This window comes from Streptomyces sp. NPDC028368 (assembly GCF_055565615.1).
This window is the reverse complement of sequence record NZ_JBVHTY010000003.1, coordinates 183,956-198,627: the sequence shown is the minus strand read 5'-3', so window position 1 is coordinate 198,627 and position 14,672 is coordinate 183,956. Positions and strand designations below refer to the sequence as shown.

Sequence of the window (14,672 nt, the reverse complement as noted above, 5' to 3'; positions counted from 1 at the left end):
ATAGAAGTATGTCGAAACAAGAGCTTGAGGTGATCGGCCATGAGGCGGACGGCGCCTGCTGCCAGGGACTGGCCTCCGCCCCACTGGCCGAGGACCAGGCCGTCGAACTGGCGAAGGGGTTCAAGGCGCTGGGGGACCCGGTGCGGCTTCGGCTGCTCTCGATGATCGCTTCGCGGGAGGGCGGCGAGGTGTGCGTGTGTGAGCTGACGCCCGCGTTCGAGCTGTCTCAACCGACGATCTCCCACCATCTCAAGCTGCTCCGGCAGGCCGGACTCATCGACTGCGAGCGGCGTGGGACCTGGGTCTACTACTGGGTGTTGCCCGGCGTCCTGGAGCGGCTGGGCGCGTTCCTGACCACTCCTGAGCCCGTTGGGGTGACCGCGTGAGCGCTTCGCTGGGACGGCGTGCCGTAGCCGAGCTGGTGGGGACGGGCGCGCTGGTCGCGGTGGTGGTCGGCTCGGGTATCCAGGCGACGGAGCTGTCACGGGACATCGGCGTGCAGTTGCTCGCGAATTCGCTCGCCACCGTCTTCGGCCTCGCCGTGCTGATCACGCTGTTCGGGCCGGTCTCCGGGGCCCACTTCAACCCGGCCGTCACCCTGGCAGCCTGGTTCACGGGGCGGAAAAGCGGCGACGGAATGACCGCACGCGAAGTAGCCGCGTACGTCCCTGCCCAGATCGTGGGCGCGATCGGCGGCGCGGTGCTGGCTGATGCGATGTTCGCGGAACCGTTGGTGAAGTGGTCCACCCACGACCGCTCCGCCGGCCACCTGTGGCTGGCCGAGATCGTGGCAACCGCCGGTCTCATCCTGCTGATCTTCGGCCTGACCCGGACCGACCGCGCCCACCTCGCATCAGCTGCGGTGGCGTCCTACATCGGGGCCGCGTACTGGTTCACGTCCTCCACGTCGTTCGCGAACCCGGCGGTGACCATCGGCCGGGCCTTCAGCAACACGTTTGCGGGCATCGCTCCCGCCTCCGTCGCCCCGTTCGTCGCCGCGCAACTTGTCGGTGCCGCTGTCGGCCTAGGCCTGCTGGCGGCGGTGTTCGGTCGACCGGCGCCCGCCGAGACAGACATCGTCGTCCCGCACGGCGAGACCGAACTCGCCCCGTCCGCCCCCTGAGCCCACCTCCTCTCCGGAAAGGACACCTGTCATGAGTACTGCCGCCCCGCGCCCGTCCGTGCTGTTCGTCTGCGTCCACAACGCCGGGCGGTCCCAAATGGCCGCCGCGTTCCTCACCCACCTCGCAGGCGATCGGGTCGAAGTCCGCTCGGCGGGCTCCGCTCCCGCCGACACGGTCAACCCGGCGGTCGTCGATGCGATGAAGGAAGTCGGCATCGACATCTCCGCCGAGACCCCGAAGGTGCTGACCGCGGAAGCGGTGCAGACATCCGACGTGGTGATCACCATGGGATGTGGTGACACCTGCCCGGTCTTCCCCGGCAAGCGGTACCTGGACTGGCAGCTCGACGATCCCGCTGGACAGGGGGTTGGCGCGGTTCGGCCGATCCGCGATGAGATCGAACGGCGGATCAGCGGCCTGGTGGCCGACCTGACCTACCTGGCCAGCTGACAGCTGCCACCAGCAGTACCTCGACAAGAACCCGGCGGGGTACTGCGGGATGGGGGGATCGGGGGGATCGGGGGACGAGCGTCAAGCCAAGTGCCCCGTCCGAGACGGGTCTGACCGGCCGGCTGGTCGACAGTGGTGCACCACGAACGCGCGGCCCGGCCAACATCCGGCGAAGAAGGGCGTGTCCGCAGCCCGGGGCTTTCGTTGGCCACCGCGCCGGTGGTGGCGGGTGTGGGGTATCTCAGGAGCGTGGAGCGGTGACCCGTTGGATCGTGATCAACCTCCCTTCCTGGTTGCTGCTGGCAGGGCTCGTCGTCGGTATCGCCGGCGGGACAGCGGTCGTCCAGGCGTTTGTCCGGCACCATTTCCCTCGCCTCAAGCGGGGCGAGCACAACGAGGTCGCACAGTACGTCTTCCCCGTTATCGCTGTTGTCTACGGGTTCCTGATCGGCTTCATCGTCCTCGCGCTCTGGGGTCAGGTGAACGCGGCGGACCAGACGACGCGGGCCGAGGGCGCCGCGGCGGTGCAGATGGCGAGGGGCCGCGCAGTGTTCGGCAAGGCCGAGAGCGCACGGATCCGGCAGGGCCTGATGGAGTACGGACACGCGGCGGCGGCCGAGTGGTCCCACGCCGCGCTCGGCCACCCCACGCCCGAGACCGAGAAGGCGCTGAACCACCTGCACAGCGCGTACGAGAACATCAAGCCCCGCAGTGATACCCAACGAGCCTTCCTCACCGGCTCGCTCACGTCCCTGAGGGATTTGACCCTCGCACGAACGGAACGGCTGCTGGAGGCCCGAAGCAACGTCGGCCCACCGCTGTCCTTGTGGATGGTGATCTTTCTGACCAGCGGGCTGGTCCTCGGATTCTCCGTCGTCTTCGGCTCCGAGCAGGCCCGGATGCACTACGGGATGGTCGGGGCGGTGAGCGTCCTCGTTGCCGCCAACCTGTTCCTCGTCACCGAACTGTCCTATCCCTTCCTCGGCGAGTTCGCCACGTCACCGGAGCCGCTGAAAGCGGTGGTCAACGTCCTGTCGTCGGCTCGGTAGAACCGGAGGGCGGGGCTCATTGGGCCGGGCCGAATACCTCGTCGGCGCTGCGGGGCTCTGTGCGCGGCTGCTGGTTGAGTTCGTGGCGGGCGATGGAGGAGTGCCGGTAGACCTCTTTGCGGGCTCGCATGATGTTGCCCAGGGGTGCGTGCTCGGCGGTGACCCGCCAGGGAGTGAAGGACAGTGCGTCCATCTTCTCCAGGTTTTCCGGGCCGGAGATGTCCTGCTGTGGCAGCCGCAGCTTGGCCACCGTGACGGACGGCGAGAGCTGCTCGGGCCACTCCACGGTGGTGTCCTCCACCGGCATCCGCTCCAGGTCGGTGCAGAGCTGAACCTGGATGTCGAAGGTGTAGGGGCGCTCCTGCAACTCGGCCTGCAGGGCCGGTCGGAAGACCTCCGGCGCGGAGGTCGGGTCGATGGCGCGCTGGACCACCGCGGCGGCGGAGCGCGGGTCGGGGGTGATGCGCACCTTGGCGACGTAGTCCCCGTGCCGGACCGCGCCCATCGTCCAGTAGCTCGACAGCAGTACGTTGACCGGGGAGATCTTGGACAGGCGGAGAAAGGCCAGGAATTCGTCCCATGCCCAGTCGCCCTGGTCCAGCGTTCCCTTTCCGGTCACGAACTCGGTGAAGAAACGATGTGCGCCGGATCGGCCCTGGGAGAAGTAGGCCGGCGCGTTCAGGAACAATTCCTGGATGAACAGATAGTGCTCGACCGTATTGCAGAAGAAGATCGGTGCGTTGATGTTGGCGTAGTCGAAGGTGCCGGCGTCCGGTTCGTCTTCCAGCAGGGTGGGGCCGTTGATGTCGAAGATCTTCAGTGCCAGTCCGGTGGCGGCGCCCAGTCGTGCGTCGGCTCCGGCGTGGGGTGAACCGTTGGAGAAGCGGATGAGCGCATCGTGGGTTCCCGGCGTCGCGTAGATGCCTTGGGCGTACTCGGGGGGAAGCCCGGTAAGGATCTCCACCTGCCCTCGGACCAGCCCGTATCCCTTGGCGTGGGCGTCGCGGAGGGCCCGTCCGGTGCCACCGGCCTCGACCGACTCGGTGATGTAGCTCTCGGTCTTTTCGATCACCGTCTGCAGGTTCTGGTCGAAGTGCGGGTCATCGTCTTCGACGTCCGGGGTGTAACGGACGAACTGTGCTGCCATGACGTCGACCTCTTCTCGAAGACCGTGGTGCGGCCTCAGCGGCAGGAATTCCGGAATTGCCGTCAGTCCTCCAGTTCGGCGAGCCAGCGCAGGGCACGCAGGCCCGGCACGAAGCAGTACTCGCCGCCTCGGGTGGCGACGAAGCTGGGCATGTTCTGGAGGCGGCGCCGGACCGGTTTCTCCGGGATGGTGGCGCTGCCGGTTCCGTCGTGATGCCCGGCTACCGGGTCCTTCTCGCCGGGGTGGCCGATGAAGTTACCGTCGTTGATCCATTCAGCCTTGATGAATTCGAATTGCCGTTCCAGGTGGGCTCCGATGAAGACGCCGACGAGGCCCCGGTCGGCGCCGTCGTCCTCCAGCACGCCCTCGGGCAGCGGCGGGCCGTAGGTGGTGCCGCGGCGGATGAGGCGGTGCATCCGTGCGTCGCCGATGATGGTGGAATCGCGGGGGTTGATGCGCCGGATGTGCGCACCGGCAGGGCACCGGAAACCCCGGTCGTCGTTCTCCCGGTACAGGAAGTTGTTGACGCGGTGCGGATCGGCCGCCAGCTCCGGGTCATCATGCTCCGGCGTCAGGGCCAGCGGCGCCCCACTGGGCCAGCGCCCGACCATCTTCGCCGCCAGGAGTGCCTCCTCCTCGGCGCTGGAGGTGTTCGCGCGCAGGTAGCGGCGCCAGGCCGCCACGTTGGTGTGGACCTTGCGCACGGCCGCGTAGGTCCCGTTGCGCCCGAGCACTTCGGGGCTGGGCATGGGCGGCAGATTGCCGGTTTCGTCGGGGTAGCCGAGGATGAACTCGCCTGCCTTGATGGGGACTTCCTGCGGGTTGGAGCCGGGCAGGCCGACGCCCTCGATGTTCGGCTGGCTGATGCCGTCGCGGAAGCCGAAGGTGGTGCGCCCGGTGGGGAGCTGGTGGACCTCCTGCTGCCAGATCACCTGGACACCGGGCGTGTCCTCGTAGGCGACACGGGTCCGCTCCAGCTCCCGGTCCAGCTGCGCCGCGTCGGAGGAGAGGGCGCTCAACGCGATATGGACATCGCCCGTGCCGAACGGGGTCTCCCAGTGGGCCGGGGCGCTCTCGCCCACGTCGCCGATCAGCTCCGCGCGAGCGGCCATGCCCTCACGAAACGCCTGCGGAAAGCTGTCCAGTGACTCCTGGGGCACCCCCAGGGCCCTCAGCCCCTGGTAGGTGAACGCCACCGCCACCCAGGCATCCTGACTCCGGTCCGCGCCGGGCAGGCCACCCGAGGTCACCGGAAGCAGCCGCCGCAGCAGGGCACGCCCGGCGTGGCGGTCATCGACGCGCAGGAAAACGAACTTTCCCTCGTAGGGCACGGGCCGTGGACGCAGTGCCCCGCTCTGGACGTCGTCGATCTCGACGCGCAGGCCGGCTGCGCTGCTGCTGTCCGCCGTGTTCATGTTCGCTTTTGCCTCCGCATCGGTCTCTGGCTGGGCAGCCCCGCAGCGACTGGTGTGCGCCCGCCGACGTGGTCCCCCGATGGTGGGTCGGCGGGTCGGCTCTGAGGGTCAGCTGTGCCCGGGGCCTAGGCCGAGGCTTCCTCCAGCAGCTTCTGGAAGGCCGGCGTGGCCACCAACTCCGCGTTGGCCGGGTTGTCCAGCGCCGCCCGGAACTCGGGGGTGTCCAGCACCTCCTGGAACGCGTCGTCCACGCGCTGGTCCTTGTAGATCTGCTGAACGGTCAGATCGGGATAGGCACTGACGAAGACCCCCGCGGGCTCCTGCTGGGAGACGAACCAGTCCTTCACGCCCGGATCCTTGATGCCGGGGAACCCTTCGCTGTGCGAGAAGACCTTGTCGAAGCGGTCCCCGACCACCGTCTTGGCGAAGTCGTCGATGTAGGTGTCCCAGGAGCCGTCGAAGACGCTGGCGAACATGAACCGGGTGTCGTTGTCGAAGATCACGTGCCGTGCGTCATGCAGAGTGCCGATCTGGCGCACCGCCGCATGGACACTCTCGTTAGCCGTCGCATCGGCGAGCCAGGTGAGATCCTCACGCAGCGCATCGGCCTCGCCCGGCTTGATCTTGGTAAATACGGTGAACTCGCTGCTGACCCCATCCGACCTGCCTGGCCGCTCGGGGTGAGCTGATGGGGCTGCACCTGTCGTCGCAGTCATCGTGAGATTCTCCTGCCACGGATTGGTGCGAGGGTCGCCCAGCGCCCGAATACGGGGCGCCATCGCCCCCACCACTTCATCCTGACTGCACGTGCACTGCCTCGCATCTTCGGCCCTGCGGAGCTCCCGAGGACAGATCCGCAAAGGCGCAGGAAGATGGAACGGGGTGTCCCGAGTCGGTCGTCGTCCTCCCGGGCACCCTCTGCCGCCAAGCCCTGCTCGACCCGATCGCCGCCCTGCCCCTTGGAGGTAACCATGGGCAAAGTTCTCGGTGACGTGCTGGGTCTTGCGGCCGGCGTCGCGATCAGCCCGCTCCCGATCATCGCCATCATTCTCATCCTCGCCACGCCTCGGGGACGTCTCAACGGACAGTTGTTCGCCGTCGGCTGGATCCTGGGACTCTCGGCGCTGGGTGCGGTGATGCTGGCGATCGCTTCCCCTGCAGGTGCCTCCGCCCACCATCACCCGGCCACCTGGGTGGGAGCTCTCAAGCTCGCTCTGGGCTTGTTCCTCGTCCTCTTCGGCACCCGGCAGTGGCACCGGCGACCGAAGGATCCCTCGCAGGCCCGGCTGCCGAAGTGGATGGGCGCAATCGACCGCCTCACACCGGTCAAGGTCTTCGGCCTCGGACTGGCCCTGGCCGCGCTCAACGCCAAGAACGCCCCGCTGACCATCGCCGCGGGCGCCTCGATCGGCTCAGCCGGACTGCCGGTCGGGCAGCAGATCGCGTCGCTGGCAATCTTCGTCCTGATCGCCACCCTCGGCCTGCTGGCGCCACTGGGAGTCTTCCTCCTGGGAGGAGAGCGAGCGAAAACCACGCTCGGCAACTGGAAAGACTGGGCAGCCCAGCACAATGTCGCCGTGATGGCGGTCCTGTTCTTCGTTCTCGGGTTGAAACTGCTCGGAGACGGCATCTCCGTCCTCGTCTCCTGACAGGGATTCCCACGCGTGGCGGTGCGGTCCGTCCGAGCCCGCCCCGGCCACGACGTACCCCATCTCTGGCATCAGGCGGCTGATTTCGGCAGTTGGCCGGAGCGTGCGGTCGCTCGTGCTGCCGCCGGTCTCTCCTTCATCTGCCGGGCACGACCGGGTCAGCGGCGGCCGTTTCACCGCTGTCGACGTAGACCACCAGAGTCTGGTCCGGCTGTTCGGCCAGGTGGAATGCGGTGTACGTGTACTCGACCGGTCCACGTGCCTGGTGCCGTAGCCGTTTGCGTCCGCTGTGCCGAGCCTGCACGTCGTACTGGCGCCACCAAGCCCGCGCTTGCGGGCTGCCCTCGTTCAACTCCTCGATCAGCCGGGTGTATCGCGGGTCGGCGGGATGGCGTCCGGCCTGCGTCCGGAGTCGGGCGAGCAGGCCGCGTGCCTCGGGTTCCCAGTCGACCAGGACGTCCCGGGCCACCGGTTCGAGAAACACCCAGCGGACGAAGTTGGCCGGCCGCTCCGCCGTGTTGTCGATGAGCCTCGGGAACAGTTCGTCGGCCGCCCGGTTGTGACTGAGCACGTCGTAGTTGCCGCCGATGATGTACGCCGGGTTCGGCTGGAGCAACAACGGCACGGCTGCCGCCCCGGCCGTGAGGGGCTCGTGTTCCCCGGGTTCGGCCGCGGTCGCGTGACCGGCGAGCTGGAGAAGGTGGGCGCGCTCGTGGCGGTCGAGCCGCAGCACCTCGGCCAGAGCGGTCAGCACCTGTTCGGAGGCGCGGATCTCCCGCCCTTGTTCCAGGTACGTGTACCAGGTGGCGCTGATCCCGGCCAGCAATGCCAGTTCCTCCCGGCGAAGCCCTGGAGTCCGACGGCGCATGGTCCGAGGCAGGCCGACCTCGTCCGGGGTGAGGCGCTCCCGCCGGCTGCGCAGGAACGCACCCAGCTGACGGCATTGGTCCGACTGCAGTGTCATAGAACCCTCAGTTCCAGAATAAGTACGTTCTGGATACCAGGCTAAATCTCCCGGAGACTCGTACAGGAGCACCGGCCGTGACCGTGCCGGCGGCCTAGCATGGCCACATCGGCACCCGGCCGTCCGGTGAGCAGCGGCTCCGACGCTCGACCACGGGCCGCTGCTCCCGGACCTCGGACCATCGGTACCGAAAAGGGAAAGGATGTCCTCATGTCCGGAATCGAGGGCAAAGTGGTGGCGATCACGGGAGCCAGCAGCGGCATCGGCGAGGCGACCGCGCTGCTGCTCGCCGAACGGGGCGCGCGGCTCGTGCTGGGCGCACGCCGGACCGAGCGCCTCGCGGAGTTGGTGACGCGGATCGAGAACGCGGGCGGCGCGGCCGTACAGATCCGCACCGACGTGACCCGGCAGGACGACCTGCACGCCCTGGTCGCGCTGGCCGGTGAGCGCTTCGGCCGGCTGGACGTCCTGGTCTGCAACGCCGGGGTCGGCACGATCTCGCCTCTCGATGATCTGCGCGTCGAGGAGTGGGACCACATGGTCGACGTCAACGTGAAAGGTGTGCTGCACGGCATCGGCGCCGCGCTGCCGGTCTTCCGCGCACAGGGCACCGGGCACTTCGTCACCACCGCCTCCACGGCCGCCTTTCGCGTCGCCCCTGCCATGGCCGTCTACGCCGGCACCAAGTTGGCGGTCCGGGCCATCTGCGAAGGGCTGCGTCAGGAGGCCGGCAACTCCCTGCGGGTGACCACCGTCTCGCCCGGTGCGATTGCCACCGATTTCGCCGAGGCGTCCACCAACAGCCAGGTCAGAGCGGAGATCACGAGGATGCGGGACCATATCGCGATACCGCCCGACGCGATCGCCCGCGCCATCGCGTTCGCCATCGAACAGCCCGCCACGGTCGACGTGAACGAGATCGTCGTCCGTCCCACCGCCCAGAGCTGACCCCTGTCCGCCTCCGCCCCCGGCGCTGCTCGTCCTCTGCCAGGCCGGCGAACCACGCACACCCCTTCCGACACGGGGTGAATACCTTGGGCAAGCCGGCTATGGACGCCTCGTTCTGCGTCGATGGCCGGGTACCGGCAGCGGGAGCGTGCCTTACCGGTCGCGGGCGGCGATCACCAGGGGATCGCCGTTTGCCGGGCGTCGCGCTGCTGGCCGGAACGGATCGAACTGGGTGTGGAGTCCGTACGTTCTCGTGCACACCTTTTCCTTGCGTACGGGCCGGCATGAAAGGCCCGTGATCGCGCCCGGGGAGAGCAGAAACGAATTTGCTTGGCGGGCGGCCGCGGCCGTATATCGAGAGCCGCCACGTAGGGGATATCCGCCGCCCCGAGTGCTTCACCTGTGCAAGGAAGAGTATTCGGCCAGGTCGGAATTTTAGCCATTCATTCGACATGACTTTTTCGCGGTGAGGTCTTGACGGGCGCGTAGCCGCACATCGAGGCTGTCATATGCGACCGGGGCCCACTGAATTCCGGTGGCCGGGGAGATGAGGGCGGGTCGGCTCTCCTCTTCCCGGCCACGGCTTATTTCGGCGTCAGGGAAGCCGGTCAGGGAAATCCGGGAAGCCGGAGAATCGAGAGACGCCAGCAAGAGAAGCCAGAGAGAGGGATGTGTCATGCCGGTTGATCTGCTCAGTATGGAATCGCAGGACGTTTTCGACCTGGACGTGAAGGAGGTCGCCGATGGGGCCACCTCGTTCGGTGCGCCGCGGGACGGCGCGGCCGTCGCCATGAATACGGAGCTCACCTGCACGTTCACCAGCACCATCTGCTGCTGCCCCTGAGGCCGCAGGACATCGGGCGGGCGCCCGTGCCACGTACGGGCAGGGGTGCCCGCCCCCGGCAGGAAGGGGGAGACGAAAAGGCGGAAGGGCGGAAAGAGGCGGAGCAGGAAGAGGGTTGGCCGGCCGGCGGGAACCGGTGGGCGGCGGCCGAAATGAAGCCGTCAGGGGTAAAGGGCAGAGGAAGTGATTGTGAAGGGGGCGGCATTGTTCTCCTGCGCGGGATTCGCTTTATTACGGGCAGCTATTCATCCGGCGTCGCGTGCGGCGGATACCCGCGGCTTGGATATTCCGGAAGGCGCCGCGGACGAGACGGACCGGCTGACCGAATATCTGAGCGACATGGCGGCCGACCCCGTGCTGCGGGAGGCGATTGCGGTTTCCAGTCCGTCATTGGCGCGCCGCTGGGACGAGGCACTGGGCGGGCAGCGGACGGCGCGTATTGCGGATCTGCGGCGGGCGGTGCGCGCATTGACCGCGTATCGGCTGCGCATGGCGACCCGCGCCACTCCCTTCGGGCTGATGGCCGGGGTGGCGATGGCGGAGATCGCCGACGGGTCGCAGGAGGCGAAGGTGCGCTTCGGCACCGGGCACCGGCGCAGCGCCCGCCCGGAACGGGGCTGGCTCACGGCGCTGGTCACCGACTGGGAGCGCCGGCCAGAGGTGCTGCGCCACCTTCGCGTGGTCGCCAACAATCTGTGCTTCGCGCGCGGCGGGCGGCTGGTGCTGCCGTATGTGCCGGACAGCGGTACGGGGGCGGGGGCCGGTGCGGGGTCCGGTCCCGGAGCGGCCCGGGGCACGGTCCGGGAGGTGAGTGTCCGGCACACCGCGGCAGTTCGCGCGGCGGTGGAGCTGGCCCGTGCCCCGGTGCCGTACGGCGAACTGGCGCATCATCTGGGGCAGCGTTTCCCGCAGGCGGCGGAGGGTGTGGTCACCCGGCTGCTGGAGCAGTTGGTGGAGAAGGAGATGCTGCTCACCGAGTTGCGACCGCCGGGGGACACGGCCGATCCGACGGGTCATGTGGTGCGGGTGCTGTCGTCGGCACAGGCGCAGGCGCAGTTGGCGGCGCAGGCGGCGGCGCTGTCATCCCGGCCGGCGTCTCCCGGCGGCTCCGACCTTCCCGATCTTCCTGAACTTCCCGAGCTCACCGACCTTCCCGAGCTCGCCGACCTTCCCGAGCTCGCCGACCTTCCCGAGCTCGCCGACCTTCCCGAGCTCGCCGAAATGCGTGCCATCGGGCGGCAGTTGGCCGCATACGCTCAGCTTCCCGTGGGGCAGGGGAACGCCGCCTGGGAGGCCGTCACCGGCCGGATGCGGCGTCTGCACGACGTCTCGCGGCTGGTCCAGGTGGACCTGGCTCTGGACCTGGACGTACGGCTGCCGGCCACCGTCGCAGCGGAGGCGGAGCGGGCCGCGGAGCTGCTGTGGCGGATCGCGCCGGAGACGGCGGAGGCGTCGCCCATCGCGCAGTACCACCGGGAATTCGTGGAGCGCTACGGCCTCGAACGGGCCGTTCCGGTCAAGGAGTTGCTGGACCCCGAGGCGGGGCTCGGCGCGCCCGCCGGCTATCAGCAGCCGCCGGGCCACCGGCCGCCCCTGCCGCCGCCCCGCCCGGACACCGAACGCGACCGGCTGCTGCTGCGGCTGGCCCAGGAGGCCACGCCGGCCGACGGGCCCGGGGCGGCGCCGGACGCGTCGCCCGAAGCGATGCCTGAGGTGATGCTGAGCGATGACCACCCCTTCGTCCGGCGTCTGGCCCGCGACGACGGCGTCCCGCCCCCGGCGCTGGAGCTGATGACCCGTCTCGCGGCCGATTCGCCCGGCGCGCTGCAGGCCGGGGACTTCCGGCTGGTGATCGACTCGGCGTCCGATATGGCCGGGGCGACCTTCGGCCGGTTCGCGCATCTGCTCTCCGAGGAGGACCGGTCGGCGCTGGCGGAGCTGGCCGCGCTGCCCAGGACCGAGGCGATGGCCCCGGACGCGCTGCGTGCCCAGCTCATGTTCCAGGCCTGCCACGGCCGCGGCGCCAACGTCACGCAGACGCCCCGGCTGCTCGCCCACCAGCTGCCCGTAGGGGTGTATGCCGACCGGCCGGCAGACGGCCTGACCCCGGATCTGACATCGAACCCGGACACGGGCCCGAACCCGGACCCGGACACGGACACGGACCTGCACCCGAACCTTGACCTGGACGACCTCGCGGTCCGGGCCGACCGGCACCGGCTGTTCGTCGTGCGGCGCGGCGACGGCCGGGAGATCGTCCCCGCCGTCTTCCATCTGCTCAACACCCATGCCTTCGCGCCCAATGTGGCCCGCTTCCTCAGCGAGGTCCCACGCAGCGGGGTGCGCGGCTGGCGGCCGTGGGACTGGGGAGCGGCCGAGGGGCTGCCGTACACGCCCCGGGTGCGTTACGGGCGGTCGGTGCTGACGCCGGCGCGCTGGCGGCCGTCGGATGCGGTACGGGACCAGGAGGCGCCGTTCGCGCGGTGGCGGGCGGCGGTAGCGGACTGGCAGGCGCGTTGGCGGGTTCCCGAGCGGGTCACCCTCGCCTATTTCGACCTGCGGATCGAGCTGCGGCTGAGCGAGCCGTCGCATCTGCGGCTGCTGCGCCATGAGGTGGGGCGGCGCCCGGAGGCGGTGCTGTTCGAGGTGGCCGACGCCGGGCCGGAGGGGACGGGGTGGCTGGTCGGGCCCGGCGGTGCGCACCGTAATGAGCTGGTGTTCCCGCTGGTGACGCGGTCATCGGCGACGACCCGGTGGCCCGCCCCCCTCGCCGCCGCTCCCCAACGGCACCCCGTTCCTCGCCAACCGGCCTTCGTACGCCGCGAGTTGACCGAACACCTCCCCGGCGGTGCATGGCTCTACGCCGTCGTGCACAGCGCCCCCGAGCGCCACGACGAACTCCTCGCGGCCCATCTGCCCCGGCTGGCGAACGCCCTGCCCGCGGCCGTGGACCGCTGGTTCTTCCTCCGGTATCGCGAACGCGCCCACCAGCTGCGGCTGCGGTTCCACGGCGCGCCGGAGGTACTCGCCTCCGAGGTGCTGCCCGGCCTGCACCGGTGGGCGGCGGATCTGCGCGGGCACGGGCTGATCCAGCGGCTGTCGCTCGACACGTACGAGCCGGAGCTGGAGCGGTACGGCGGCCCCGGGGCGATGGCGGCCGCCGAACGCGCCTTTCACGCCGACAGCCGGGCCGTCATCGAGACGCTGGCCCTGGTCGAGAGCGGCCGGCTGGAGCTGGATCCGGTGATCCTGGCGGCGGCGGGTTACGTCCGGACAGCGGCGCGGTGGCCCGGTCTCCGCACCCCGGACAGCGGCGAACCCCCCTGGGTCGACTGGCTGTTGCGGACCTTCCCCAAGGGGGAGCGGCACCCCGAATTCCAGCGGCGCCGCCGTACGGCCGTCGCGCTCATCGACCCGTTCGGCGACTGGGCCGCGCTGCGCGCACACCCCGGCGGTGCGGCGCTGCTGCGGGTATGGGAGCGCCACGCGCCGCAGGTGACGGCCTACGGCGACACCCTGCGGCGGCTCGGCGACCGGGCGTGGGCGACGCCCGCGCAGGTGCTGCCGTCCCTCTTCCATATGCACCACAACAGGCTCATCGGCATCGACCGGGAAGCCGAGGCGGCCTCGCTCGCCGTCGCCCGGGGCGCCGTACAGGCCCATCAGGACCGACGCAGGAGGATGCGATGACGGTGGCCGCAGCGGCCCGGGACACGATGCGGGAGCGGGCCGGGCGGATCGTGGCCGAGCTGGCCGAGCGGCTCGCCGACCCCGGGCGGGTCGTGGCGGCCGCCACCGCGCCGGGCAATGTGGACTTCCATCCGGGCCGGGCGACGCCGGAGCCTCCCTGGTACGGGCTCGGCCTGGCCGAGGGGCACCCCGGCGTGGCGCTACTGTTCGCCGAGCTGTCCCAAGCCGCACCGGAACACCGGACGGCGGCGCACGCCCATCTGGCCGCCGCAGCCCGCCAGTTGCCCTCGTCCAGCGGCGGGTGCCTGTTCGGGGGCGTGCCCGCGCTGGCCTTCGCGGCGCATGCGGCCCGCCGCGAGCCGGAGGACTACGCCAAGCTCCTGGGGCAGCTGGACGCCCTGGTGGCCGCACAGCTGCGGGCCCTGCTCGCCGAGGAGAGCGCCCGGCTGGACGCGGGGCGGGCCGGGGCGCGCATCGGCGCGTACGACACCATCGCGGGCGCCGCCGGGCTCGCGCGCCATCTGCTCCTGCGCGGCGCCGCACCCCAACTGGTCGCCGACACCCTCGCCTACTTCGTCCGGCTCGCCCGGCCGGTCACCGTCCACGGCCATACCGTGCCGGGCTGGTGGGTGGCCACCCAGCCCGCCGTGGAACCGCACCCCCGGTTCACCCGCGGACATCTCAACCTCGGCCTCGCGCACGGCATTTGCGGCCCGCTGGCGCTGCTCGCCCTCGGCTGGGAGGGCGGCGTGCGGGTGCCCGGCCAGGAGGAGGCCATCGCGCGGATCGCCGGCCATCTGCTGACATTCAGGCTGAGCGGCGGGCTGTGGCCGGGCGCGGTGGGCTTCGACGACTTCGTCTCGGGCGCCCGGACCCCGGCCGTCGACGACACCATGGTGGCGTGGTGCTACGGCACGCCGGGCGTGTCCCGCGCGCTGTATCTCGCCGGCCGCGCGCTCGGCCGGCCCGACTGGCAGCGCGCGGCCGTCCGGGCGCTGGACGATGCGCTCACCCGGCAGCCGCCGCCGGCCACCGACTGCTCGCTGTGCCACGGCTGGGCCGGGCTGCTGCACATCACCTGGCGGATGGCCCACGACAGCGGCGACCGCCGCCTGAACGAGCTGCTTCCCGCGCTGGCCGCGCCCGTCCTGGACGCCTACGATCCGGCGCTCCCCTTCGGCTTCCACTACGAGCGCCCCGGATACCGGGCCGGCCTCCGCCAGGACGCCGCCGCGGGCCGCTGTCTCGCACCCCACCGGGCCGGCTTCCTCGAAGGCGCGGCCGGGGTCGCCCTCGCGCTGCACACCTACGCCACCGACCGGACACCGCACACGAGTTGGGACGCGGCCCTGCTGCTCAGCTGACGACGGCGGGCTCCCGCCGGGGGGCCGC

General features: G+C 70.2%; 13 protein-coding genes. 9 read left to right on the top strand and 4 right to left on the bottom strand.

Going from position 1 to position 14,672, the window contains the following annotated elements:
* Window positions 1–8: 8 nt before the first annotated feature.
* The 4 genes from ACZ4S3_RS07950 to ACZ4S3_RS07935 all read left to right on the top strand — a co-directional run bounded on the left by ACZ4S3_RS07950 (window position 9) and on the right by ACZ4S3_RS07935 (window position 2,623).
* Window positions 9–386 carry an ArsR/SmtB family transcription factor gene (locus ACZ4S3_RS07950; protein WP_467927976.1) on the top strand — a complete coding sequence of 126 codons (378 nt, stop codon included), beginning with the start codon at window positions 9–11 and terminating at the stop codon, window positions 384–386.
* The gene (locus tag ACZ4S3_RS07945; protein ID WP_467927972.1) at window positions 383–1,123 is read left to right on the top strand and encodes an aquaporin; all 741 of its coding nucleotides are present in this window, start codon (window positions 383–385) and stop codon (window positions 1,121–1,123) included. Before ACZ4S3_RS07950 ends, ACZ4S3_RS07945 begins: the two co-directional genes overlap by 4 nt.
* Window positions 1,124–1,154: 31 nt before the next feature.
* Entirely contained in the window at window positions 1,155–1,574 is a 420-nt protein-coding gene (locus ACZ4S3_RS07940; RefSeq protein ID WP_467927969.1) for an arsenate reductase ArsC, read from the top strand.
* A gap of 257 nt (window positions 1,575–1,831) precedes the next feature.
* Window positions 1,832–2,623, top strand: a complete 792-nt coding sequence (locus ACZ4S3_RS07935) for a bestrophin-like domain (protein WP_467927966.1) — start codon at window positions 1,832–1,834, stop codon at window positions 2,621–2,623.
* Between the two features lie 16 nt (window positions 2,624–2,639).
* On the opposite strand, the gene ACZ4S3_RS07930 is transcribed toward ACZ4S3_RS07935, so the two are convergent.
* The 3 genes from ACZ4S3_RS07930 to ACZ4S3_RS07920 form a co-directional block, all read right to left on the bottom strand.
* Complete coding sequence (locus tag ACZ4S3_RS07930) at window positions 2,640–3,770, bottom strand: catalase family protein (protein WP_467927963.1); 1,131 nt, start codon at window positions 3,768–3,770, stop codon at window positions 2,640–2,642.
* A 62-nt stretch (window positions 3,771–3,832) separates the two neighbouring features.
* Window positions 3,833–5,185, bottom strand: a complete 1,353-nt coding sequence (locus ACZ4S3_RS07925; protein ID WP_467927958.1) for a Dyp-type peroxidase — start codon at window positions 5,183–5,185, stop codon at window positions 3,833–3,835.
* Window positions 5,186–5,310: 125 nt separating this feature from the next.
* Window positions 5,311–5,901, bottom strand: a complete 591-nt coding sequence (locus ACZ4S3_RS07920; RefSeq protein WP_467927953.1) for a hypothetical protein — start codon at window positions 5,899–5,901, stop codon at window positions 5,311–5,313.
* A gap of 255 nt (window positions 5,902–6,156) precedes the next feature.
* Between ACZ4S3_RS07920 and ACZ4S3_RS07915 the strand changes: the two genes are divergently transcribed.
* Complete coding sequence (locus ACZ4S3_RS07915) at window positions 6,157–6,834, top strand: GAP family protein (RefSeq protein WP_467927949.1); 678 nt, start codon at window positions 6,157–6,159, stop codon at window positions 6,832–6,834.
* A gap of 136 nt (window positions 6,835–6,970) precedes the next feature.
* Here ACZ4S3_RS07915 and ACZ4S3_RS07910 read toward each other — a convergent pair whose 3' ends face one another.
* The gene (locus ACZ4S3_RS07910) at window positions 6,971–7,798 is read right to left on the bottom strand and encodes a helix-turn-helix transcriptional regulator (protein ID WP_467927944.1); all 828 of its coding nucleotides are present in this window, start codon (window positions 7,796–7,798) and stop codon (window positions 6,971–6,973) included.
* Between the two features lie 210 nt (window positions 7,799–8,008).
* Between ACZ4S3_RS07910 and ACZ4S3_RS07905 the strand changes: the two genes are divergently transcribed.
* The 4 genes from ACZ4S3_RS07905 to ACZ4S3_RS07890 all read left to right on the top strand — a co-directional run bounded on the left by ACZ4S3_RS07905 (window position 8,009) and on the right by ACZ4S3_RS07890 (window position 14,644).
* Window positions 8,009–8,746 carry an SDR family oxidoreductase gene (locus tag ACZ4S3_RS07905; RefSeq protein WP_467927941.1) on the top strand — a complete coding sequence of 246 codons (738 nt, stop codon included), beginning with the start codon at window positions 8,009–8,011 and terminating at the stop codon, window positions 8,744–8,746.
* 697 nt (window positions 8,747–9,443) lie between these two features.
* Window positions 9,444–9,590 (top strand): hypothetical protein, encoded by a 147-nt coding sequence (locus ACZ4S3_RS07900; protein ID WP_467927937.1) that lies wholly within the window; start codon window positions 9,444–9,446, stop codon window positions 9,588–9,590.
* Between the two features lie 279 nt (window positions 9,591–9,869).
* Window positions 9,870–13,280 carry a lantibiotic dehydratase gene (locus ACZ4S3_RS07895; protein ID WP_467927934.1) on the top strand — a complete coding sequence of 1,137 codons (3,411 nt, stop codon included), beginning with the start codon at window positions 9,870–9,872 and terminating at the stop codon, window positions 13,278–13,280.
* Window positions 13,277–14,644, top strand: a complete 1,368-nt coding sequence (locus ACZ4S3_RS07890; protein WP_467927931.1) for a lanthionine synthetase C family protein — start codon at window positions 13,277–13,279, stop codon at window positions 14,642–14,644. Before ACZ4S3_RS07895 ends, ACZ4S3_RS07890 begins: the two co-directional genes overlap by 4 nt.
* Window positions 14,645–14,672: the final 28 nt, after the last annotated feature.